The 23,838-nt window shown below is 64.3% G+C and carries 17 protein-coding genes; 14 read left to right on the top strand and 3 right to left on the bottom strand.

Annotated elements, in window-relative coordinates; genetic code table 11:
* Positions 1 to 3: 3 nt before the first annotated feature.
* From WC597_RS09450 to WC597_RS09440, 3 genes are all read right to left on the bottom strand, one after another.
* Positions 4 to 2,952, bottom strand: coding sequence for a TonB-dependent receptor domain-containing protein (locus WC597_RS09450; RefSeq protein WP_372693093.1), 2,949 nt, complete (start codon positions 2,950 to 2,952; stop codon positions 4 to 6).
* A gap of 92 nt (positions 2,953 to 3,044) precedes the next feature.
* Positions 3,045 to 4,010, bottom strand: a complete 966-nt coding sequence (locus WC597_RS09445; protein WP_372693092.1) for a FecR domain-containing protein — start codon at positions 4,008 to 4,010, stop codon at positions 3,045 to 3,047.
* Between the two features lie 9 nt (positions 4,011 to 4,019).
* On the bottom strand, positions 4,020 to 4,508 hold the full coding sequence (locus WC597_RS09440) for an RNA polymerase sigma factor (RefSeq protein ID WP_339870533.1): 489 nt from the start codon (positions 4,506 to 4,508) through the stop codon (positions 4,020 to 4,022).
* A gap of 322 nt (positions 4,509 to 4,830) precedes the next feature.
* Between WC597_RS09440 and WC597_RS09435 the strand changes: the two genes are divergently transcribed.
* From WC597_RS09435 to WC597_RS09370, 14 genes are all read left to right on the top strand, one after another.
* Complete coding sequence (locus WC597_RS09435; RefSeq protein WP_372693091.1) at positions 4,831 to 5,094, top strand: helix-turn-helix transcriptional regulator; 264 nt, start codon at positions 4,831 to 4,833, stop codon at positions 5,092 to 5,094.
* Between the two features lie 314 nt (positions 5,095 to 5,408).
* Complete coding sequence (locus WC597_RS09430) at positions 5,409 to 8,030, top strand: Z1 domain-containing protein (RefSeq protein ID WP_339870531.1); 2,622 nt, start codon at positions 5,409 to 5,411, stop codon at positions 8,028 to 8,030.
* On the top strand, positions 8,023 to 9,030 hold the full coding sequence (locus tag WC597_RS09425; protein ID WP_339870530.1) for a PD-(D/E)XK motif protein: 1,008 nt from the start codon (positions 8,023 to 8,025) through the stop codon (positions 9,028 to 9,030). The genes WC597_RS09430 and WC597_RS09425 overlap by 8 nt, the downstream gene beginning before the upstream one ends.
* Positions 9,027 to 10,916, top strand: a complete 1,890-nt coding sequence (locus WC597_RS09420) for a hypothetical protein (protein WP_372693090.1) — start codon at positions 9,027 to 9,029, stop codon at positions 10,914 to 10,916. Before WC597_RS09425 ends, WC597_RS09420 begins: the two co-directional genes overlap by 4 nt.
* A complete protein-coding gene (locus tag WC597_RS09415; protein ID WP_339870527.1) occupies positions 10,913 to 11,794 on the top strand; it encodes a hypothetical protein in 882 nt (293 codons plus the stop codon). Before WC597_RS09420 ends, WC597_RS09415 begins: the two co-directional genes overlap by 4 nt.
* A gap of 2 nt (positions 11,795 to 11,796) precedes the next feature.
* Positions 11,797 to 12,546, top strand: a complete 750-nt coding sequence (locus tag WC597_RS09410) for a hypothetical protein (protein WP_372693089.1) — start codon at positions 11,797 to 11,799, stop codon at positions 12,544 to 12,546.
* A 32-nt stretch (positions 12,547 to 12,578) separates the two neighbouring features.
* Entirely contained in the window at positions 12,579 to 13,133 is a 555-nt protein-coding gene (locus WC597_RS09405; protein WP_339870524.1) for a hypothetical protein, read from the top strand.
* 84 nt (positions 13,134 to 13,217) lie between these two features.
* On the top strand, positions 13,218 to 14,468 hold the full coding sequence (gene dcm, locus WC597_RS09400; RefSeq protein WP_339870523.1) for a DNA (cytosine-5-)-methyltransferase: 1,251 nt from the start codon (positions 13,218 to 13,220) through the stop codon (positions 14,466 to 14,468).
* Positions 14,461 to 15,009, top strand: coding sequence for a very short patch repair endonuclease (locus tag WC597_RS09395; protein WP_339870522.1), 549 nt, complete (start codon positions 14,461 to 14,463; stop codon positions 15,007 to 15,009). The genes dcm and WC597_RS09395 overlap by 8 nt, the downstream gene beginning before the upstream one ends.
* Positions 15,006 to 16,379 (top strand): type II restriction endonuclease, encoded by a 1,374-nt coding sequence (locus WC597_RS09390; protein ID WP_372693088.1) that lies wholly within the window; start codon positions 15,006 to 15,008, stop codon positions 16,377 to 16,379. The genes WC597_RS09395 and WC597_RS09390 overlap by 4 nt, the downstream gene beginning before the upstream one ends.
* 207 nt (positions 16,380 to 16,586) lie before the next feature.
* On the top strand, positions 16,587 to 18,488 hold the full coding sequence (locus tag WC597_RS09385) for a hypothetical protein (protein WP_372693087.1): 1,902 nt from the start codon (positions 16,587 to 16,589) through the stop codon (positions 18,486 to 18,488).
* Between the two features lie 218 nt (positions 18,489 to 18,706).
* Positions 18,707 to 20,416: an SIR2 family protein gene (locus tag WC597_RS09380; protein ID WP_372693086.1), complete on the top strand. Its 1,710-nt coding sequence runs from the start codon at positions 18,707 to 18,709 to the stop codon at positions 20,414 to 20,416.
* A 23-nt stretch (positions 20,417 to 20,439) separates the two neighbouring features.
* A complete protein-coding gene (locus WC597_RS09375) occupies positions 20,440 to 20,982 on the top strand; it encodes a hypothetical protein (RefSeq protein WP_339870517.1) in 543 nt (180 codons plus the stop codon).
* Positions 20,982 to 23,408 carry an AAA family ATPase gene (locus WC597_RS09370; RefSeq protein WP_372693085.1) on the top strand — a complete coding sequence of 809 codons (2,427 nt, stop codon included), beginning with the start codon at positions 20,982 to 20,984 and terminating at the stop codon, positions 23,406 to 23,408. The genes WC597_RS09375 and WC597_RS09370 overlap by 1 nt, the downstream gene beginning before the upstream one ends.
* The last annotated feature ends 430 nt before the right edge of the window (positions 23,409 to 23,838 follow it).

Here is a 23,838-nt window from a genome sequence, read left to right as displayed (position 1 = left end):
CGATCACCAGCGCTTGGTGAGCTGGAGCGAGACCTGCCGCCCGAGCGCGTTCGTATTGGCCCCGTCGAAACCGACCCCGTTGGGCGAATCGTAGAATGGCGGCGTCGCGTTGGCGACATTCAGAATGTTCAGAGCGAGGGAAAGTCCTTCGCCCCAATCTGTGGCGAAGTCGTAGCGGACCTGACCGTCGAAGGTGGTCCAGTCGTCGATCTGACGGTTGGTCAGAGGGTCGCGGCCCCCGCCGACGTAATTCGCGATCAATCCCAGGCTCAGCGGCCCCCGCACCCATTGGGTCCCGACGCGACCGCGCCATTGCGCCGGAAAGTTCGGGTCGCCGAGAAGGTCTTCAACCGGCGCGGCCGTGGTGACCTTGCGGTCATTGGTCAGGAGATGAGTGACCGTTCCGTCGATCGTTGCCTGCCAGTCCGACACTTCGAAGCGGTAACGCGCCGACAGGTCCAGACCTTCAACATCGACACCTGCAGCGTTGACGAAGCGGTTATCGACGATCACGCCATACGATGTCGCCGGGAAGACCGTCGGATTGAAGTTGCCGGGATGATCGAGCAGCGACTGCACGAGCGCCCGGTCGTCGGCGGACGTCGTGGGCGAGACATTTCGAACGAAGGGCGCAAGGGACGGATCGTTCAGGGCATTGGCGAGATTCTGGATGATGGGATTGCCGATACGGTCGTTGAACCGCGTCCTGAACCAGCTTCCTTCGAGCCGGAGGCCTTCATAAGCCGCCGGTGTCCAGACGAAGCCCGCCGTGGTGGACTCCGCAGTCTCCGGTCGGAGGTCGGGGTTTCCGCCGTACTGGATGAGCGTCAGGACGTTCCCCCCACCTCTGCTCAGGAACGACGGGCCGATCTGGTAGGTGCTCTGCAGCTCCCTCAGGGATGGCGCGCGAAAGGACGTACCCCACGACGCGCGCAGCAGCAGATCGGACGTTGGGCCGTACAACAAACCGACTTTGGGATTGCCTGTGCTCCCGACCCGCTCATGGTCCTCCACCCGGCCAGCCAGTGACAGCTCCAGTCGCTCGATGCCGGCGCGTGCGTTCTCCGGACCGACGAACGGGATCCGGAGTTCGGCAAAGGCCGACGATACATCCCGTTCGTAGGACACCGGCGCGGTCACGCGAGGCGCGGTGCCTGACAGAAAGCTTTCGCCCCCCGTCTCGAACTGCTCAGCGCGGAAGTCCAGGCCGAATGCGGCCCGCAACGGACCGCCGGGAAGATCAAGGATTGTGCCATCAACCTTGACGTTGAACGAGGCGACCGTGCTCACCCATTCGGTGTCGGTGTAGCCGGAGCCAATGTGCGCAAGGATCGCCGCCGAGTTCGCGGCCGGGCCACCGAAGGGGTTGAAGAAGCCGTCTGCCGCTGTCGTGAAAGACGTGGTGGGGATGTCAGCCCGAGCTCCCAGAGCCTCCTGGAGGAATGTGGTCTGGACCCGGTTCGAAAGACGACGGCCAGTCGTTTCCTCCGCACCACTGGCGTAGGCGGAAATGTTCCATCCGACCAGTTCGCCGGAGACGCCAAGCGCGCCGCCCAAACTCGTCGAGGTGCCATCCGAGCGACCTGGTCCGAGGTCGTTGATCCAGGAGTAGGCGATGTCATGGGAGGCCGAGCCGTTCGGCGAGACGAAATACGGGTTGGCGCGCGTGACAGTCAGCGTTCCCGCGTCTGCACTCGTGCTCAGGAAGAAGTCACGTTGGGTGTAGCGGATATCTCCGTCGACGCTGAATCCGGCGGGGAGGTCCTGTCGGGCGGCCAGAAAGAGGCTCTGGCGCTCCTGCCGTGGCAGGAACCACTGACCTTCGAGCTGGTTGGTGCGGTTTACCTGACCTGGGATAAAGTCTCCGGGGGTGAGGCCGACACCGTCCTGTCCGGCCGGGATTGCGAAAAGGGGCACATAAGTCGCCGTGGCCACATCGAGGCGGACGATGTTTCCGGGCGAAGCCATGAGGGGCCGGTGATCGGTCCCGCCGAACCGCCGCAGATCGGCGTCAGAAGTCGCGTCCCGGTCTGCCCCCCTGAGCTCGCCGCGTTCGTGATACTCGTAGGCGGCCACCACGCTCCCGCTCCCCCAGCTAAGCCCCCCGGCATGAGAGAAGAGGATTTCCTCCGCTCCGCCGTCACTGGTTCCGCCGACCCGGACACGGGTCTCGGCGCCTTCAAAGCGGGACTTCAGGATGATGTTGACGACACCGCCTACGGCGTCCGCGCCGTAGAGCGCCGATGCGCCGTCGAGAAGCACGTCCGCTCGGGAGATGGCGCTGGACGGTATGTTCGAGATATCGGCGAAGTCTCCAGCGTTCCCGGTTCCCGCGACCCGCCGGCCGTTGACGAGGACCAGGGTCGCATCCGCACCGAGACCGCGAAGGTTGACGCCGGTTGCAGAGCCGACATTGCGCCCCGAGCGATCGGCTCCGGTGTTGGTCGATCCTTCATGGGCCGCGCCGGTGAAGTTCTGAGGCATGGCCGCCAGGGTTTCGGCGACTGTGCCGCGCCCCTGCCGGTCGACATCCGCCTGGGTGACGATCGTCACAGGCGAGGGACTGTCGGCGCCGCGCAGATAGGTGCCGGTGACCACCACCTCATCCAGTTCGGTCGTCGGACCGGTCTCGGCGCGGGACGAAGGATCGACGAGAACGAAGACTGTGGGACGGCTCTGCCGGTAGGTCAGCCCGGATTCCCGAAGGATCAGCTGGAGAGCTGCCTCCGGCGTGTAGTCCCCGCTGACGGCCGGGGACTGGCGACCGGCGACAAGCGCACTCGGATACAGAATCTGAAGCCCGCTTTGGCGACCGAAGGCGGGCAGGGTGCGTTCGAGCGGCCCGGCAGCGATGTCGAACCGCCGGACGCTGTCCGGCGACTGTGCGATGACCGGCGTCGTGACTGCCATCATCAGCGCGGCAAGCGCGGTTGAAGTGTATCCGTGGCCCATGGTTTCCCCCGTTAGTTACCCGCGAACTTGCGGGGCGGGGAGGAGACGTTGGGTCGCGGGCTTTCCCCTAAGTCCGGGGGCAGATTATTTTTTCAGGTGCCGCCAGCCAGGACGATACGACCGTCGGGGCTTCGGGTCGCCTCAAGCGGATAGAGATCTGTCAGTGCGGCGACGAATCCGTCGATGTCCCCTGCGTTGAAGACACCGCTGACCCGGATTTCAGAGATTCGGGGGTCGCGCAGTTCGATCGGCTCGCGGCTGTAACGGTTCACTTCCGCGACGGCGACCGAGATGGGCGTGCTCTCGAAGGTTAGCCGTCCCACCGTCCAGCTGGTCGCGGCGGGGACGTTGGCCTCGATCACGCGTGGCTTGTCGGCCGATGTGGTCACCTGCTGGCCCGGCTCGAGGGACCACCCGGAAGGACGCGCCACCTCCTGCCGAACGGCCACGCGACCATAGACGAGAATGACACGCGCCCCGGACCCGGATCGACGGACGTCGAACCTCGTACCCAAGGCGGTGACACGGGTGTCGCCCGCCGCCACGATGAAAGGACGCTGGGGATCGCCTTCGACCTCGAACATGGCCTGGCCGGACGTCAGGGTGACCGAGCGGCTTTCCCGCGTGTATCGGACCGCGACGGCCGAGTTTGTATCGAGAACGATCCGCGAGCCGTCGTCCAGCTGGACGGTTCGCTGCTCGCCAATCTCCGTCGTGTAGGATGCTGGGCGTTGCTGAAACCAGACGAGGCTGACCACGCAGACCGCCACCGCCCCCGCCACGCCTAGTGGAACGAGGAGGCCGGATGTCGCCCGTCTGCGCCCCTTGCCGCTGCGAACCGCCTCGGCCGTCAGGGCGGCCATGTCGGGATTGCCGGCGAGGGCGCCCGCCGCCTCCCACATCGTCTCAACCTTCTGGAAGGCTCGCGCGTTTTCGGGGTCGCGTCGCCAGTCGCTGAAACCGCGCACGTCGGCCGTCGTGACCTTGCGCTGATTGAGCCGAGCGAACCACTCGACGGCTTCCTTGCGCCTGATGTCGGCATCCGCCTCGATCGTCATCCGTCCTGCCTAAAGGTCCAGCCGAGACGCGCAGTACTCGAGCGCCCGGGCCATCCGCCACTCCACGGTCTTTACGCTGATGTCGAGCGTCCGGGCGATCTCGGGATAGGTCATACCGCCAAAGCGGTTGAGAACGAAGACGTTCCGGTAGAGCGCCGGCATCGAACGGATCATCTCCGATAGCAGCAGCGCGTCAATCTGTGACGCGGCCTCGCTCTCCGGGGCCGCCGTGGTTTCGGTATAACGCTGGTGCCGGCCCTGCCGACGGCTCTCGTCGCGCAACAGATTCATGGCGATCCGCAGGAGAAAGGCCTTCGGGTGCCGGATGTCGGCGAGCGCGTACGGCGCGGCCCGGATGTAGGTTTCCTGGACGACATCGGCCGCCGCATCGGCGCCGATCCGCGCGCGCAGGCGTCGCCGCAGCCAGACGGCGTACTGACGGTACAGACGGTTCAAACCGTCCTGCCCCTCCACCCCCAGCTGTTTCGTGTCTGCCACCACGGCTCTCCGGCCTCTTCAAAAGAGGTCCGGAATCCGGGCGAGACGGCGCGAGCGGATACGCGCGCGTCAGCACACGCCCCCTCAGGCGTCGGTAACCGACATCCGCGCCACGCACGGGGTCGTCGATGATTTGATGTCGCACAGGGGATTCCAGGCCCCACCAACGCAGGCGTCGGCGACGGAAGCATGAATCAAAGGGGCTGCATGTGCAAGCCGCACCCGGTCGCAACCCGCATCGCTCCCGCTCCGCAAGTTTTTGGCGGGCGCTCCGCAATTCACTGTCGTTGCCAGAAACCGCGATTCCCGCCCAACGTGAATCATGAACACCCAAGGAGCTTTCATGGAATGCGGAACCTCACCCCAGCCCCGTGACCCGGCGCCGTTGAGCCCGCGCGAATCCGAATGCCTGTTGTGGGTCAGTCGGGGCAAGAGCTCCGCCGACATTGGCCAGATCGTCGGTCTGTCACCGAGGACTGTGGACAGCTACATCGAGAAGACCTGCGCCAAACTCCGTGTCAGGACCCGGATCGAGGCCGTCGCCTTTGCGGTTCGCACTGGTCTCATCGACCCGAAGACTCCTTAAGCCGTTTGGTGCGTTGACGAGGAAGGGGGCGGGCCTGGAACTTCTGTACGGAAGCCGGACGCTTCAGCCCTGGTCGTCGCCGACGCCATGCGTCCCCCGGCTCAGGATCGGGGCCTATCCGTTCCGGAGCCCGCCGCGTCGCAGTCTATGATCGCACTCCGACCGGAGTCGATCCTCCTGTTCGACTTCGTGCGGGACGCTTTTGCCGGCTGGTCGCCTGCAACCGGTGCGGGACGGCCCCAGCCAGTTCGCCTTCTCCTCTCGACCGCTGCGAATCAGTTCAAGCAGAACCCTGTTCTCACGGAGAAACAATCTTGCCGTCTGCTCAGGCCCTTCACTTCCTGAAACTTGTCCGGGATGCCCTGCCCGGGACCGGGGATATCGACGCAGCCGTGCTCTCGGTGCGCAGAAGTCTGGAAGGGGTGTTGCCGCCCGACACACCGGCGTGGGCGGATCTTGCGGAGGCCGCAGAGCTTCTGAAGCAGGAGTTCCGGATCACCATTCTCCGCCGCAATTCGATCCTGCGCGAGCGGCCGGAGTGGTATCACGGACCCCAGCCGGGCGATCACCACTGGAGCGCGCTCAAGACCTATCTGACCGGGGCGAAGGGCTGGGACGAAGATACCGTCGATGTCATTGACGAAGCGTCGAGCGAGGTGGTCTCGCTGCTGGAAAATCCGCGGCAGCAAACCTTCTCGTCGCGCGGTCTCGTCGTCGGATATGTACAGTCTGGCAAGACCGCCAATATGACGGCGGTGATCTCCAAGGCGGTCGATCGCGGCTACAGTCTGATCCTCGTCTTCGCCGGCCTGACCGACAAACTGCGTCAGCAGACCCAGCGCCGGCTCGAGGCGGACATCGTCAAACGCCATCCCACCCTGTGGCATCTGCTGACGACCACGGACATCAAGGGGGAGTTCCAGATCCCGGCGCAGGGCCACCTGATGGGCATGGACCGCGCCCAGATCGCCGTGATGAAGAAGAACGTCGCACCGCTCGAACGCCTGCTGAAGGTGATCGCCAAAACGCCTGCATCGGACATGCGCCGGCTGAAGGTTCTGCTGATCGATGACGAATGTGACCAGGCGACGGTGAACTCCGCCTCGCGGGAAATGGACATGTCCCGGATCAATGAACAGATCCGTTTGATCCTGAAGGCGCTGCCGTCGGTGTCCTACGTCGGCTACACCGCCACGCCCTTCGCCAATGTCCTGATCAATCCCTACGCCGACCAGACCGACACACTGGACGATCTCTATCCGCGGGACTTCATCACTGCCCTGCCGCTGCCCGATGGTTATTTCGGGACCCAGAAGCTGTTCGGGCGCACGCCGGTCGATCCGGCGAACCCGCAGCCGGACGAGGACGGCATGGATGTCGTGCGCGAGGTGACGGCCGACGAGGAAGCCAGGCTTCAGGCGCCCAGTCAGAAGGCCCAGGCCACTTTTGTGGTTGAGATGACCGCAAGCCTCGAGAAGGCGATCCTGTACTTCATCGCATCCTGCGCTGCCCGGCGGGCGAGAGGTCAGGAGCAGGAACACATGTCGATGCTGGTCCACACATCGTCGGCGATCGTCATGCATGAAAGGGTCGCCGCACTGATCGAGGCCTGGCTGGACGAGAACCGCAAGGCGCTGGTGAACGGGACGGGCGCCGTCTGGACGGCGCTTGAACAGGTCTGGAACGAGGAGGCCGGGCGCGTCGCCCGCTCTGGCGGCGCCGAGAGCTTCAGCCAGATCAGCAGCTTCGTGCCCGCGGTCCTGGGAGCCCTGCACGTGCCGGTCGAAAACGGCGCCAGCGATGACCGGATCGACTACACCTCAGGGCCGGTCACCTACATCGTGGTGGGCGGCAGCATCCTGGCACGGGGACTGACCCTCGAAGGCCTCTGCGTCAGTTACTTCCTTCGGACGTCCAATCAGTACGACACCCTCCTTCAGATGGGGCGGTGGTTTGGCTACCGGAATGGCTATGAGGACCTGCCGCGGCTCTGGATGCCGGAAGCGCTGCGCGTGCGCTTCCAGTCTCTCGCCGCCGTTGAAGCAGAGATCCGCGAGGACATCGGCAGCTACAGTCGCAGGCCTCTGGTGACCCCCATGGACTTCGCCGTTCGGATCCGGAGGATACCGGGAATGGCCATCGTAGCGAGGAACAAGATGCGGCACGCCCGTCGTGTCAGCATCGGCTACTGGGGCAGACATCTCCAGACCATCCGCTTCGCCCGCAACAACGCGGAGCTGCTCGAAGCCAACTGGAAGGCCGCCGGCCGGCTGGTCGAGGCTGCAGGCGCGGAAGGCAGCCGCGACGCCAGCTTCACCCGCCTGCTCTTCCGCGACGTTCCGCGCAGCGCCGTGATCCGGTTCATCCGGGACTATCGCATCGATCCGACCCATCAAGATCTTGATACCGGACTTCTTCTGCAGTTCCTGGAGCAGGATCACCCGGCCCTACAGCACTGGAATGTCGGGGTCGTCACCGCGCTCGACGGAACGCCGTCGGCCGAGCCCCTCGGGGATCTGGGCCCGGTGAGCATGGTCAGGCGCTCCCGGCTCAAGGGTGTCGACGCGCTGGCCGACATCAAGGGCCTCATGTCGCGTCCCGACATTGCCTTTGATGTCCCCGGAGACGCCGGTGACGGCGACTGGGAGGCGCTCAAAACGGAACGTCGGGAAGCGCTGGGCGAGCGTCCGCTTCTCCTTCTTTACCCGATCGACCGGGCCTCCCCGGCGAAAAACGGAAGCACGGCGCGGGTCGCCATGGACGCCGTCCACGACATTATTGGCCTGGGGCTTGTGATGCCCCTTTCCAAGGATCACGGCGGCGACCTCGTCAGCGTCGAGCTGGCGCCCCCATCCGCCGAGGAACTCGAGGCGATGGAGCAGGAAGACATGGAAGCGGTAGAAGCCGCCGGTCTCGAAGAGACTGCCGATGTCTAGTCTGGTCAACGAGATCCACGCCCGCTGGACCTCCCTGCGTAGCGGCGCCGTCGCCACTTCTGACGGGCTGCCGGTGAGCACGCTGACAATCGGCACGGGTCATGGCCTGACCGCGCTTGCGCTGAACGAGCGGGGGCAAGCCCAGTTGCTCCTTCCCGTGGCGGCGGGCACGCGACGGCCGGCCCTAGACACGCCACCCGCCCTGGAAGTCGGCGCCGCATCACTGACCGGTGCAGGACAGCGTCGCGCCTATCTGGTCGTGACCTGCGTTGACCCGCTGCTCGACCGGGCGTTCGCGGATCTGGTGGAGGCGGTGCTGACCCGCGTCGTCAGTGGGGAGCCAGCAAAAGATGCGCTGGTCACTGCGATCAATGATCTGGGTGCCCTGTTCGCCAGCCGCGAAGCCGATGCGGTGGATGACCGCATCATTCGCGGCCTTGTCGCCGAGCTTATTGTCCTTCGACGGCTCACAGCGCGTCATTCCGGCGCGCCCGCGCTCTGGTTCGGACCCGTTCCCGAGCGCCATGACTTCCGCGGCGGATCACACGCCATCGAGGTGAAGTCCTCGAGCCGCACGGCGGGGCGGGTCACCATCTCGTCCGCCGACCAGCTGGAGGCGCCAGTCGGTGGAACCCTGCAGCTCTGGCGCGTCGCGCTGGAGCGCACCCAGGGTGGCGCGACCGTATCCTCGCTTGTGGCCGACATCGAACATCATTCCGGACGTTCAGCTGGATTGCGAAGCGGGCTCGTCGCCCTTGGATGCCATGATCCGGATGACGAAGACTGGAACCGCATTTCGTTCAACTGCGAGGCCATCGACGCCTGGACAGTCGAGCCGGGCTTCCCGAGGATTGTCGCCTCCGCCTTTACGGCAGGGGTCATACCTGCCGGCATTCAGGGCCTGTCCTATGAGCTGGACCCGGCCGTAGCGGATGCCTTCAGGGTTGATGAGGCGGAGATGCAGGCGCAGGAAGCGCGACTGGCGGCCTCCCTCCCATGACGCGTCTTGGTCTGTTTTCAGAGCCCTACGCGCCGACCGGCAACATGGGCGACGGAGGGTTTGAACGGCTCCTCGGAGCTCCGCGTCTGGACGGGCTGCAGCTTGTGCTGCGCGAAGCGATCCAGAACAGCTGTGACGCCGCCAAGCTCGGAAAAGGGCCGCGAATCCTGATCCGGCTTCGCACGCTGACGCCCGATCAGCTTGCGGTGCTGCGCAATCAGGTGCTGGCCGAGCTGCCTTTCATCAGCAGTTCCGCAGACGCGCTTACGGCCTTCCTCGACGCAGAGACCCCTCGCGTGCTCGAGATCTGCGACTTCGGGACGACCGGTCTCGGCGGTCCCACGCGGGCTGACCGGATCCCGGCCGGTGTCGACCGGACCGACTTCATCGACTTCATGCGCAACGTCGGCACGCGCCGGAACACTGATCTTGGCGGCGGCACCTATGGATTTGGCAAGGCGTCCCTTTACCGGACGAGCCGGTGTTCCACGGTCCTTGTCGACACCTTGGCCGAGGATCCCGGCGCAGGGGCGGATGCCCGGCGACTGATGGCCTGCCATCTGGGCGAATCCGGCGAGCGTGATGAGGGCAACGGTTTCCTGAGCCGCTACACCGGGCGGCACTGGTGGGGCGTGCAGGGAGCGGCGGACGACGCCGGAAAAGTTGGCGAGCCGCAGACAGGCGACGCGGCAGCGGCGCTCTCCGAAGCCCTCGGAGCTCCTCTGCGGACCATGGCTGGCGCGACGGGAACTTCGATCCTGATCCTTGACCCCGACCTGCGGCTGGACGTCGTGGATCAGGACGGGACTGAAGGCAGTGCAGGATCAGCGGATGTGTCAGACATCGGCGTCCACATCCTGGAGCGGGTGCTCTGGAACTTCTGGCCGCGCATGCTCGGCACGACGCCAGAGCACCGGCGCATTCACCTGACCGTGGAGGTCGAGAGCGTAACCCTCGAAACTCCAAGGCCTGAAGACTGCCCGCCGCTCGACCTCTTCGCGCGGGCCATGAACGAGATCCGGGACGGGAAGGGGCGTGAAATCAGAAGCTACCGACCCCAGACCTTCCTCGGACGCCTGGCGATCAGCCGGGGCGTGCGCGCCGATCGCCTGCCGGCGTTCCGTGCCGAAGGTCTCCTGCCAAAACGATCGTCGTGCATCGCTCTCATGCGTCCGGCGGAAATGGTTGTCTGCTACATGGATGGGCCTGTGCTTGCGGACGAGCGGACCGAATGGGCCGGTGTCTTCGTGACCAGCGACCAGAAGGAGGTCGAAGAGGCTTTCGCAAGCTCTGAGCCAGCCGCCCACGACGTCTGGGACCCATCCGCCCTGCCGAAGGGGCCGGCGCGGACCTGGGTGAGAATGGCTCTTGCCCGACTGAAGGAGGCGGCCAGCGAAGTCGCCGCTCCGGGGGCGGCCTCGGGCGGGAGCGAAGGATCGACAGGGTCGGTCGCGGCGGTCGCCGGCATGCTCGGCGCCTTCCTCGCAGGCGTCGGCGCCGGCGGGCCAACACGGGGCGGTGGCGGCGGCGGCGGCGGGCCGTCAGGACGCCGCCGCGTCAGCCAGCCGACGTTTCAGCGGCTGGAGATGTTCGAGGGCGAACGCACCGCCCTGTTCACCCTCACCGTCCTGGGCCGCGGAGCCCTGACCCGGCTGGACCTCACCCCCACGATCTCGATGGATGGCGGCGGCGTGGCGGCTGCCGGACTGGACGTCGTCAGCCCGCCTGTCGTCATCGAGGTTGACGGCGACGGCGACGACATCTTCCAGGTCCAGCCGCTGGTGGACATCGGGGATTTCGAAGGCGAACTCACCGTTCGCGTCTCCGTGCCGGATGACTGCGCCGTGGGCCTCAGGGCCTCCCTGCTTCCGGCGGAATCCGCATGAGCCGCCGGACCGCTGCGCCCTTCAACCGACTGGACGCGGCCATCGTCGCCCGACCCTGGATGATCACCGTGGGTAACCAGTCGCCAGCTCCCCTCGGGGAGATCACGCCTGACTGGGATTACGCCAGTGCCGTCAGTCTCGAACGGGTCATCACGCTTGACCACCTGAAGGCCGCAGCCGAACTTGGGCTCGCTGACGAACCTTACACGCTGGAGGTCCTGATCGAAGTCGGCACGGGGCCGGGCGACCTGCCCCGGGAAGTCGTGCGGCAGACGCGCCTTTCCCTGGAACCCGGAGAGCCTTGCGCGATCGCCATCCACGTTGATCCCTCCCGACTGTCGGCGCAGCTCAGCCTGAGGACCTCTGTCCTGCTGGCATCCGCCCTGGAGCCGGGCGATCCTCTCGCGCCCCGGCGTGCGGCGTCCCGTCTGTGGGATGAGCGGTGCGTCACCCGGATCGAGGGTGATGATCCACGATTCCCCATGGAGGTCATAAGCTTCTCCACCGTGTTCGCCGGTCGCCCACATGAAGCCGCGCCCTGGATGCTCTCCTGGAGCCCCGCCAGTCCGGGGCGCGACTTCCACGGCGCCGCACGCCTCTACCTCAACGCCGACGAGGAGGATTTCGTGGAGCGCGTTCAGGAAGGAGACGAACTGACGCTTCAGGCGCTCATGGGTGATGTCGTGTCGCAGATGTGCGAAGCCGCGCTGAGGGCGGGTTGGCATGAGGATTTCGACAGCGCTGAACCGGCTTCCGTCGCCGGTCGGGTGGCGCACTGGCTTGAGCAGGCTTTCCCGGACGTCGCCGCAGCGAAGACCGCGCTTGAGAACCGGCCCGGCGAGTTCCGGTCCGCCATTCTCGCCAGTGTGAGGCTCTGACGATGGCGGTCACCCTTCTTCCCCGGCTAAGCGCCGCGGCCGTGGACCAGCTCCTGTCCGGCACTCCGGGATCCGCCAGCGCTGCGGGGGTCATCGACCTGCCTGACGCCATCACCTATGGCGCGGTAGGCGGAAGCCGGCTGCACGGCGCAGACCTCATCGTCCTCAAGGAGGGCGTGGAAAAGGTCGCGCGGGAGGCGGGCTACCCAATTGCCACGACAGTCGCGGCACGTGCTGCGTTCGATGCCGCCTGCGCCCGGCATCTGGCGCAGGTGCCGATCCTGCAGTCGGGTGAAGCGCATCGCGATGACGTATGGGCCTTCATGGCCGCCTATCTGTTTCGGCCGATTACCCTGTGGCGATACGCAGAGGCGCCCGATCGTCATCACGGCGGGGTTCGCAACACCTTCCAGCGCCTGTGGATGCGCGGAACGGTCCTTGACCGTGGAACAGGCCACGGCGAGCGCTGGGGACTCGTAGAAGGTCTGACCGAGGACGCCTTTGTCGCGATCCTGGAGCGGCCCGCCATCGCAGCGAACCGGACGCTGGCCCTCGCTCTTGCCGAGGGGTGGCTGGCCGCCGCCGAGCGCTACGGCCGCGCAGCAATGCAGCCCATCATGCGCTCGGCCGTCATCCGCATCCGAATGCGGAATGAGATCATGGCGCTGGGGGCGCTGCCGGCCCAGGAACTGCGGGAGATCGTCGATGCGGTCTTTGTGGATGCTGAAGCGGCGGTCCGGCGCATGGCCTGACGGCCGCTGAGGCCGCATTCGGAAGGGAGCGCATGTACAGACAGGGCAGTCTCGACAGCCTGTGCGGTGTCTACGCTGTGATTAACAGCGTCAAGGCTGTGGCCCACACCCGCGGCTTCAGCCTTCGACGTTGGGAATGCAGTGAGCTTTTCAGACAGCTCTGCGGCGTTCTGGCCGACGGAGGGCTTTTGGCTGACGCGCTCACGGACGGTACGACGATCCGGACCTTCCAGGCCATGACACGTGACGCTCACGTTTGGCTTTTGCACATGCGGGGGCTGCAGCTGGAGTGCCGCAGGGCGTTCGGAAAGTCGCCCGAAAGCCTTGATCTTTTCTGGCGCAAGCTGTCCGACCATGTGGAGGCCGAAGGTCCGGGCTCGGTCCTGATCCGGCTTTCGGGGCGGATGGAGCACTGGAGCTGCGTCCGATCCATCAATGATCGCGCGATCATCCTCGTCGATTCGGACGGTGTCAGGATACTGCGCCGAAAGCTGTGCACGATCGCCGGTCCGGACCGGCGCCGTATTCACCAGCTGATACCCACCCAGGCGCTGCTGGTGACCTGCCGGTCCGGGGCTCGCGCGTAAACAAAACCGGAACATCTGCCTTGCAGGCTGGGTGTGACCGTGCCATCCCGTCCTCAGGACTCCCAGTTATGAGATTCGGCCGACATGAGCACCGAGAAACCCTTTGCCCTCTGGCTGAAGCAGTCCGGCATCACTCCCGAAACCGTCCAGGACGAGCTGGGCTATTCGTGGAAACAGGTCGGCCGCTACGTGACCGGCGAGGCGCCTGTTCCCAAACTGGTGGCTGATCGGGTTCGCGCCCTGGCGGAGGCACGGCTCGCCACGCGACCTGAAGGGAAGTTCCGGTTTATTGACCTGTTCGCCGGCATCGGCGGGATGCGTCTGGGGTTCGAAGGCATCGGCGGGCGCTGCGTCTTCACCAGTGAGTGGGACCGGTGGTCCAGCAAGACTTACGCAGCCAACTTTCTCGACGGCGACGACCATGTTCTGGCCGGCGACATTCGGCCCTATGGCGACAACCCTGCGCTGATCCCGGCCCATGACGTACTTCTGGCGGGCTTCCCCTGCCAGCCGTTTTCTCTCGCCGGCGTCTCCAAGAAGAACTCGCTCGGGCGTGCCCACGGGTTTGACGACGAGAAGCAGGGCAACCTCTTCTTCTACATCCGGGACATCCTCAAGCATCACAGGCCACCGGCCTTCCTGCTGGAGAACGTCAAACATCTCGAGCGCCATGATGGACGGCGGACATTTGCGGTGATCCGCGACATCCTCGAAAATGAACTCAACTATAAAATCGATGTTCGGGTGATCAGCTCCGAGCCATGGGTGCCGCAGAAGCGGGAGCGCATCTTCATCGTGGGCTTCCGCGAAGATGTGGGTTTCAGCTTCAGCGGCTTCGACCGGATGATCCCGGACCAGAAGACATGGCCGAAGCTCGGTTCGATCCTGCAGTCCCACAATGAGGTGGACTCAAAATACACTCTCACGCCAAAGCTCTGGCAGTATCTGAAGGACTACCGCGCCAAGCACGAACAGGCCGGAAACGGTTTCGGATACAGCCTGTTCGGCCCTGAAGGCGTCACCCGCACCCTGTCCGCCCGCTACCACAAGGATGGATCGGAAATCCTGATCGACCAGCAGCCCCGGCCCCGTCGCCTGACGCCAATCGAGTGCGCGCGCCTGATGGGCTTCGAGTACGTTACGGGGGAGGGAAGGGACCGTCATCAGCGGGAGTGGACCATCCCTGCCGACGTGTCCGACACCCAGGCCTATCGCCAATTCGGCAATGCAGTCGCCGTTCCGGTCATTGAGGCGATCGCCCGCTACATGGAACCTTCTCTCACTGAGATGCTGGCCCGCGACCGCGCGCGGGAGGCTTTGAAGGCCGTTGCCTGATGTCGTAAGTCCCGAGGTCCGCAGCCGGATGATGGCCGGCATCGGGTCCCGGGATACTCGCCCGGAGATGATGATCCGGCGAGGTGTCCACGCCCTTGGGTATCGCTACCGCCTTCACGATCGCCGGCTTCCTGGCCGGCCCGATCTCGTCTTTCCCTCGCGGCGTGCAGTAATCTTCATCCACGGCTGTTTCTGGCACGGGCATGACTGCAACCTGTTTCGCTGGCCGGGCACGCGTCCGCAGTTCTGGCGCGACAAGATCGGCGGCAACATCGCGCGCGACGCACGCGTCCGGGCCGAACTTGTCGCCGCCGGCTGGCGGGTGATGGACGTCTGGGAATGCGCCCTGCGCGGCCGGGAACGGCAGCCCCTCGAGATGGTGCTCGCCGCATGCGCGGCTTTTCTGGAGGGGGACGCCGCATTCGCCGCTGTGGGCGCGGACCGGACTGTTCCGGTGGACACGGCCGGGGAGAGCCGGCCGCCGTTGGAGGGATCAGTGGCCTGTTCTAAGACGGGTGTCAGAACGCTGGGGAATCGATGACTGACCAGACCGATCTGTTCGCTGCCGGGGACCCGGATGGGGCCCTCCTGACCGCGCTTCTCGCGCGGGCTGGGCGCGTGTTCGTCAAGAAGCTCTCGAACAACGATCGCGACTGGTCGACAAACCCGAACAAGCACCAGGGCGGCGTCTACATTCCGGCAGCCGAGCGTGACGGCGGATTCTTCCCGCCGCTGATCGCCAAGACACGTGCCGATCCGGGAGCCGATCCGATCCGGGAAGCGTGGGTCCGCACTGAATGGCCCCAGACCGGAGAGGCCAAGGATGACACCCGGCTGGTGAACTACACCAGCAAGGGCGAGGAAACCCACATGACCCGGCTGCCGAAGGCCGCGTTCAGCGCCCTGGCTCCGGCGTCATGGCTTGTGATGGCTCCCCTCGCGCCTGACCTCTCCACGTACGAATGCCTTACGATTGATTCCGCCTCGGAGACCGCCGGGCAACTGCTTGATATGCTCGGCCTCGACGCAGACTTCGTCGTGGGGGTGCTGGAGCCTGCGACGATCGCCGCGAACGAGCGGGATCTTTTGATGGACTTCGCGGAAGAGGTGGCCTTCGCCTGGATAAGCGGGAGCATCGCTTCGTTCGCCGATGCGCGGGCCATCATGCCGGCCACGGCCGACCTGGCTGGGCTCGCTCGAACAGCCTTTCTGAAGGATGCAGGCCTGGAGGCGCTCGACCCGTTTGTGATTGCGAAACCAGGCGACGCCATCCGCCAGATCAGCCGGGTGATCGAGTGGGATCTGTTCCGCGAGTTCCAGCGTCGCGAACGGGCCGTCCAGCTTGTCCGCTCCATTTTCGGCGATACGCCCAGTGAACCAGGTATGAAGGCTGTCATTCGCCGGATCGTCGACGCGGTCCCGGAGATCGACGCCATCATGCTGTCGGCCAGCCAGCAGCGAAAATCCCGCGCCGGCTACTCCTTCGAGCACCAGATCGAGGCGATGCTAACTGCAGCCGCTGTGCCGTTCGGGAAACAGGTCGTGATGGACGCTACGAAGCGCAGACCTGATTTCGTCCTGCCCTCTCTGCCGCATTTCAGACGCCCGCTGAGTGGGGCCGAGCGCGGCCTGATCCTGAGCGCCAAGACCACACTTCGGGAGCGCTGGAAGCAGGTCGAGAACGAGATGGGAGGGGGCGCCGATCTCTTCCTTGCGACTGTTGACGAGAACATTGCGGCGACCGCGATCGAAGCCATGGCCGCCATGAATATCCGTCTGGTCGTGCCTGAGACTTTGAAGAAGTCCAAGGATACCGAATACGACCGGCACTCCAACGTGCTGGATTTTGCGACCTTCTTCGGAAGGGAGCTCCGGGATCAGCGCATGCCGGCCTGGGCCAGGCTCACCTGAGCTTTAGGGGCAGGGGCCGCACGCAAAGACCCTGCAATTGCCAGCAGACAGTCGCACCCGCCAACGGCTGCTGGCTTGCGTCGGGCAGACAGGCAACTTTGGCTGCTGGTGAAAACCTGATCAGAATTGGGGGACTTGATTTAGGGGCCCACGGCTTCCCGCTCGTCTTCTCCGCGTCGCCATGAGGCGACGATCCGCGGAGAAACCATGTCTGTCCCGAGTGTTGCCCCTGAGACGAAGCGGCCGAGAGGCCGCCCGCCTATTCCAATCATCCCCCATCCGGAGCCGCTGTGGCCAGTCGATGTCCACCCGCTGGATTTCCATGCGGCGCTCGACCTGCAGATGCGGCGGCACGGCGAGCCAGCCCACCGGCTTCACAGGGCCCTCAAGGCAGCCGGCGGACTGACGGACCGCAAGACAATCTTTGACTGGCGACGCGGGATAAAGACGCCCCAGACGCCGGCCAGCCTGAAGGTCATCGATATGATCGAGGAGCGCTATCGACTGCCGAACCGCTACCTCCGGTCTCGTCTCGCGCAGCCTCGCGCCACAGCCGGTCTGGCACCTTCAAATATTGAGCCATCGGAAGCGAGGCGACTGGCCTGGCATCTTCCGGACGACTTCACGCGGCGTACAGCGCGTGAGCGCGCGGAAATCCTGGCATGGGTCAGGACGAATGTCCTCTCCGGGGGGACCGCGTACAGCCAGTACCATTCGGCGGTTTCCAAACACCGCTTCGCGCTCCGCTTCGACGCCGAGGTTCTTCCGCAACGGCGCGGACGGGGGATGAAGGGATGCGTGGAGCTGGTGGCCCCTCCGGAGCTCCAGCGCGAAATGATCGCCCTTATCCGGTTCAAGTCCTCGACACTGACGGAGATTGGATATCAGCGGTCCGGCGTCTGGGGAGATGAAACGGCAGCCCAGCGCGGAGAACACCTTGCGCTGCTGTTCGGTGCCCTGGCGGCGTCCCCGTCAGGGGAGGTGAAGGGCTTCGGGGCGAATGTCGAACACCTCTCGTTCGCTCACCTCGTCTTCCCGTCGGTTTGGGACTGGTACGTTCAGTGGCGTGAGCGTCGTCGGGGCTTCTTTACCGGTTGGGAGGCAGAGATGCTGCTCCTGGCAGCCGCGCTCACCCGCGAGAAAACCGGGTGGATTCGCCAGAGTCCGGCCCTGGCGGATCGCCTGGTTCCACTGGATTGCCTGGTCAGCGCGGACGACGTCGATACCGCTCGCGACGATTGGGAGGGCGCTTGCGAACGGCTGAAGGTGCACGCGCTGCAGAGGGCAAGGGAAATCGGGCGTGTTGCCCGCATCCACCGTGACCCGTTCGAGCCTCTGTTGCCGATCCTTGAGGCCGCCAGTCCCGTCGGGGAGTATCGCAAGATCACCGAGGAGATACTCAGGCGCATGCCGGATGAGAGACGCTATCCGCGCGCCACTGCCGAAAGCGTTCGGTCGCTGTTGATGATCAGGCTGGGTCTGCACCTCGGCCTTCGCCAGAAGAATCTGCGTCAAATGCTCTTGTGCCCGAGGGAGCGCACGCCGACGACCGAACGCGAACTTGAACGGCTGAAGTGCGGCGAATTGCGATGGAGCGATCGGGACGAGGGCTGGGAAGTCTTCGTGCCTTGCGCCGCGTTCAAGAACGCAGGATCGGCCTACTTCTCGAAGAAGCCGTTTCGCCTCCTGCTTCCTAACCTTGGCGATCTCTACCTGTATCTGGAAGCCTATGTCGCGAGGCACCGCGCCGTCCTGCTCGCAGGAGCCTCGGATCCCGGCACGCTTTTTGTGAAGACTCGGAAGAGGACGTCCACAAACGCGGCCTACAATCAGACCACCTTCTATGAGGCATGGCGCCTGATCATCCAGCGCTACGGGATTCACAACCCGTACACCGGCAGGGGTGCGATTCCAGGACTCCTGCCGCACGGTCCTCACAGTGTCCGAGATGTGCTCGCGACCCATATTCTGAAGACGACAGGCTCATATGAGCAGGCCAGCTATGCGATCCAGGACACGCCGGCCACCGTTCAGGCGCACTACGGCCGGTTTCTTCCTCAGGACAAGGCAGCGCTGGCGGCAGTCGTGTTGAACAAAGTCTGGGCATAGGTAGACGAAATGTGGAGGTGAGGCGGTGCCGCCGCCTCACCTCCGACCTGACCGCATTTTGCGCCAAGGACGAAACGGTCATCGACGTGTCCTTCCGGTTGTTTAATGATGAGAGGATGACTGAGTCCCGGCTTCACCCCGAATATGGACCATGCAGCTGGCGGCAGGCGCCCAGATGCATAAGCGTCGTTTCCACGCCATCTCGGGCGGCGAGCTGAATGCCCGCGCCGCCGGCAGCTACGATATCGGTCCGCGCCACGCTCGACATGCTGGACGGACCCAAACGCGAACTTGCGGACGGCGTCGCCAATGATCGTTACGTCTTCTGGCTCGGGTCAGGGATCTCGCGAGAGCGGATGCCTGACCTCCGAGACCTGGCGAAGCGTATCCTGATCGAACTGCAAGCGCGGGTCGTGTCGGCGGACAACGCCTGCCGCTTCCGCAAGGCGCTTACTGCTGTCGTTGCGCTCACCACTCCGAGCGATGATGAGCAGTCGGGGATCGATTTCTCCCTCTCCCCCGACCAGTGGCCGGCGTTTGATATTTTGGCCGCCCGCTTGATCAACAACTACGCCCGCATGCTGAATGTGACCGTGGACGGGGAAGAGGCCGACTATCTGCTCTGGGACATTCTCAATGCGGCCAGTATCTACGCCGACGCGACGATAGAGCCGGATGCTGAACACCTCTGCCTTGCGGCGCTGGCGATTGAGGGCGCCGCCTCTGAAATGCCGTCGGCGAACTGGGACCCCTTGGTAGAGCGGGCGATAAGCTCGCTCGCTGGCGCACAGCCGATATTGCGCGTCGCAGTCGCACCGTCGGATGTCCGAAGCGCTCGGCGCCGCGCCAATCTCTACAAGTTTCACGGCTGCGCCCTGGCTGCGCTCAACAACCCCGGTGAATTCCGCAAGCATCTCATAGCGCGCCAGAGCCAGATCAATGGCTGGGTGGCGAACAACCCTGTCGTGGCGCCGTTCCTCACTCATCTTATCGTCACCAGACCCACCCTCATGCTGGGTCTGTCGGCTCAGGACTCAAACATTCAGGGGCTCTTCGCTGCGGCCGAAGCTCAGCTGGCGTGGCGTTGGCCGTCCCATCCGCCGGCGTACGCCTTCTCCGAGAATGCACTCGGAGGCGATCAGGAAAGCCTGCTTCAGAACGTCTACCACCTTGACTACACCCCCGAACATCGACCGCTGATGGAAGACGAGGCTCTGGTCCAGGCCTACGCCAAGCCGCTACTTCTCGCGCTGTACCTCTTTGTCATCACGGCGAAGCTGAAGATGCTGGTGACCCACAAGCTGCCGGATCTGGCGGATGCAGATCGGGAAAAGCTGCACAGAGGGCTCGAACACGCGCGCAATCATATCTCCGAAGGGCTTGAGCCGACTGCCATTGCGGTGAGCGAGCTTCTCACCCTTTCAGGCCGCGCGATGACCATCTTGCGTGATGGAACCCTGCCGGACGCATCGGGTGGCGTTTATAAGCCGATCTCGCCGGATGCCATCGACCGCATGCCCGCCGATCCGACACTGGCAGGCAGCGGCGTCTGCGAGTTCGCCATTGCTTCAGGCCTGATCGGCCTGGGTCTGGAGCGTGGTCTGTGGACCGCGGAGAAGCCGGACGCGGCGGATGCGACTTCAGGCGCGCTTCTACTGTCCGGACGGAGCGGACCCGCCCGCGTCTATTTCGCCGCCAGTCAGCGCGCGGCGATCCGCCTCGGCACAAATGGACTGATTGCGGACAATGACGACGCGGTGATCATCCACAGTCACGAGAATCCGCCGGCAATGCCGCGGTCTCCGCGCCGGCCTCCTGGCCGAACGGGCCTCGCGACCGTGCGAGAGGTCAGCCTCGAGGAGTTGCTGGCTTCAGGTTCCGAGGTTGAGGATCTTCTCGAACGCTTCCGCAGCAAGGTGGCGCTGTGACAGCTGTTGTTCCTGCAGAGCGCGTGGCCGACGTTCTCGTCAGCGCCGGATACCGACGGATCGGCACGCCTCTTCAGATTGCCGGCCTCACCTTCGATGTGGCAGGTGCCTTCACCGGTGTCGATCATTCGGCGGACCTCGTCATCATCGGTGATATGGCTGATGGTGAGCGCAAGGTTCTGTTGCAGGTAGACGGAATCGCCAGAGCGCTCGATGTGATGCGGTCCCATCGCCCTCTAACCACGATCGTCGTCGGCCCCCGGCCTGTGGGTAAAGCGCTGGAAGCGCTGGCTCAGGTCGGCCGTGTTCTGGCGGTGGAGGAAGCCGCCAATCCCGCCGACCTCAGGGACCAGCTGGCGATCCTGTTACCGCTTGAGCTGCCTGCCTCGCTCTCGCTCGATCGTGACCTAGGAACAGGCGAGTCGTTGGCGCTACCTGACGACCCGCTCGCGCGTGAGCTGTTCGAGGCGTCGAAGTTCGGCGAAGACTCGGTGCGCGCCCGTTTTCACGCCGCCATATCCCAAATCTTCGATCCCGGCGATCCGGATGACGGGGAGACCGTCTGATGTATCGGTTGAAGTCGCTCTACGTGAAGGATTTTCGCAGTATCGACGGGGTTGTCGACGTCTCGCTCGATGCGCCGATCGTTCTCATCCACGGCCCAAACGGTGCCGGAAAGACTAGCCTCCTATCGGCTATCGAACTGGCTCTGACGGGTGGCGTTCCTGCGCTGTCGCGCGCAGAGCCGGATTATCTAGCCTATCTTCCCCACAAGGATCGACCGTTCGGAGAAATCCGTCTGGAGATCGCAGAGGCCGATGGCGCTATTCGTTCCGGGGAGTTCAGGGTTACGACTGGCGGCATCTCAGGAGCGCCGCTTCTTCAGGAACCTGAAGCCAGTTTTTTCAGCGAGCGCAGCTACCTCGCTCAGTCGACTCTAGGTCGCCTTCTTGAGATCTATCAGCACACTGACAAGAAATCGGACTCGCCGCTGACGCGCTTCGTGAAGGAGCTGCTGGGGTTGGATCGGATGGAAGCGATGATCGGCGGCCTGTATTCTGCAGGAAACATCGCCAGGCTCAAGATCCCGGTGCCCGCCTATGGCCTCGCCCGAGACGACATTCCCGTAATCGAGAAAAGCGTCGCCGATCTCCGGCGACAAGACGATGAGATCGCTGCGCGTCTGGCCGAAACAGAGCCGAAGCTGCGGGACACGCTCTCGACCGTCGATCCGTCGCTGCTCGTCATCGTCGCCGATCTTCCAGAACTTGCACGCCGCCTGAAGACCGACCCAGAAGAGCTCGAGCTTGTGGACCTGGTTCGGGCGCGGCGCGAGCTTGACGTATCGCAAGCGAGCATGGCGGCAACGAGTACGTCACCCGGAGCCGCTGAACGGGCCAAGGCCGAGGCCGACCAACAAATCGCCCGCAGTAATCTCGAGGCTTGGAGGCAATCGCAGGCTCCTGCGATCAACGCCCTCCTGACGCGCGCCGCCGGCTTATTCGCCGACCTCTCTGTTTCGGAGGAAGCGTCCTTTGTGGATCGAGCCAGATCTCTGGAAACACGGATCACGGGTGACCTCACTCGGGTAGGTCAGCTTATCTCAAGCCACGAACTGGCGCTCGCGCGGCGCAACGAGATATCTCAACAGCTCGACGAAGTTCGCGCGCGTGTCGCACGGTTGGACATGGAGATTGAAGCCGCCGCCGAGAGCGATGGCGGCTTGGCGGAGGGGCTGTCGGAACTCGCTGAGCATATCCACGGGGAACAGTGCCCAGTCTGCGACCGGGATTTTTCGCAGATTTCCACGACGCCGCTGCACGCCTATGTGACTGCAAAGATCGCCTCGTTGGTCGAGCAGTCTGGCCGGCTACAGTCGCTCGTACAGGGACGAGCGCAAAACAACGCCGAGGTGAACCGGCTCGAACGCGAACTGGTGGCCGCATCAGCCCAGGTCGTCGCGGACACGGATCTCAACCTTCTCAAACGCCGTGCCGCGGATCTCTCCGAGGTAGCCACCCAACTCGTGCAGATGTTGCCAGCGATGCAGTCGGGTGATGGTCTTCGCTCCGAAGCGGAGCGCGTCGCTCGATCTGTCATAGCGGTTCAAAGCGCGGATCAATCGTCCGTCGTGTTGAGGTTGAGCCTAGAAGAGCTCGCGGCACGCTTCGATGTAGCCGTCCTCGACGGCATGCCGACAAGCGCCCTGCTCGACGCAGTCCGGATCAAGCTCGTCGAGAAGGAGGTTGCGCTGACTGGCCGACAAGGCGCGCGCCGTTCCGCAATAGAGGCCGTGTCCATCCTGAGCCAGGACGTTATCGAGCGCAAACGACTGGGCGAGCTCCGGCAGCAAGCCGAGGCCAGATTGACGATCCTCCGCCATCAAAAGAGCTCGGCGGATGCCATTATCGAGCTTGGAAAGGATCTCGTGAGGCAAACCCGCGAAGCGCGTGGTCACGTTGTCCGGCGGGTGTTCAACGATGAACTAAACGCGGTGTGGCGTGACCTGTTCGTGCGCTTGGCCCCGGAGGAGCCTTTCATTCCCGCCTTCGCCATTCCGGACGTCGGCGCCGCAGATATTGAGGCTATTCTGGAGACCCACCACAGACGCGGTGGCAAGGGTGGTAACCCTCGAGCAATGTTGAGCGCGGGAAATCTGAACACTGCTGCTCTGACTCTCTTCCTCGCTCTCCACCTTTCCATGGACGCGAAGTTGCCCATGCTGGTGATCGACGATCCGGTTCAAAGCATGGACGAGGTCCATATCGCGCAATTCGCGGCGCTTCTCCGGACGCTGTCAAAGCAGATGAAGCGGCAGGTGATCATCGCTGTGCATGAGCGGTCCCTCTTCGACTATCTAGCTTTGGAACTCAGCCCTGCCTTCGAAGGCGACCGGCTGAACATCATAGAGCTCGGCCGCAACGCCGTAGGTCAGACCACCAGTCGTTGGGATCCGAAACTGTTCGTCGCCGACCGTGCAATAGCGGCGTAACGCCCAAGCATTAACTACTGAGCGTGGAGGCCTTCGTGGGTATCGCTCGTTCCGCCATTCTACAGTCGAGCGGGGGCGGGACAAAATCATAATGGTTCCCGTGAGCTGGCTAAGGTTCGGCCAAGGATTTGGAATAGAGCTCGCTGTGTAGCGTCGAGACGGAGCCAATGAATTCGTCGTGGCTTCCGGCTGCACCCCGCAGGCGGGCGTGGCTAAATGGTAGACGCACTGCGCTTAAAACTCGGATCTTATGGAGTGCTGGTTCGAGTTCGGACGCCCGCACCAGTTCTGAAATGACTGCCACTGACTCTTAGGCGACGTTGGGAAGATCCGCTCAACGGCCGCGTGAGCAAGTTTCGGCCTCACCGCTGAATAGATCGAGGCCCCGCCGGAAACGGCGGGGCCTTCTCATCAGGGATTCAAGCCGCTC

The sequence above is a fragment of the Brevundimonas sp. genome, assembly GCF_041648115.1.
GTDB lineage: Bacteria > Pseudomonadota > Alphaproteobacteria > Caulobacterales > Caulobacteraceae > Brevundimonas.
The sequence above is the reverse complement of the archived record's forward strand: the minus strand, read 5'-3'. Positions and strand labels throughout refer to the sequence as shown.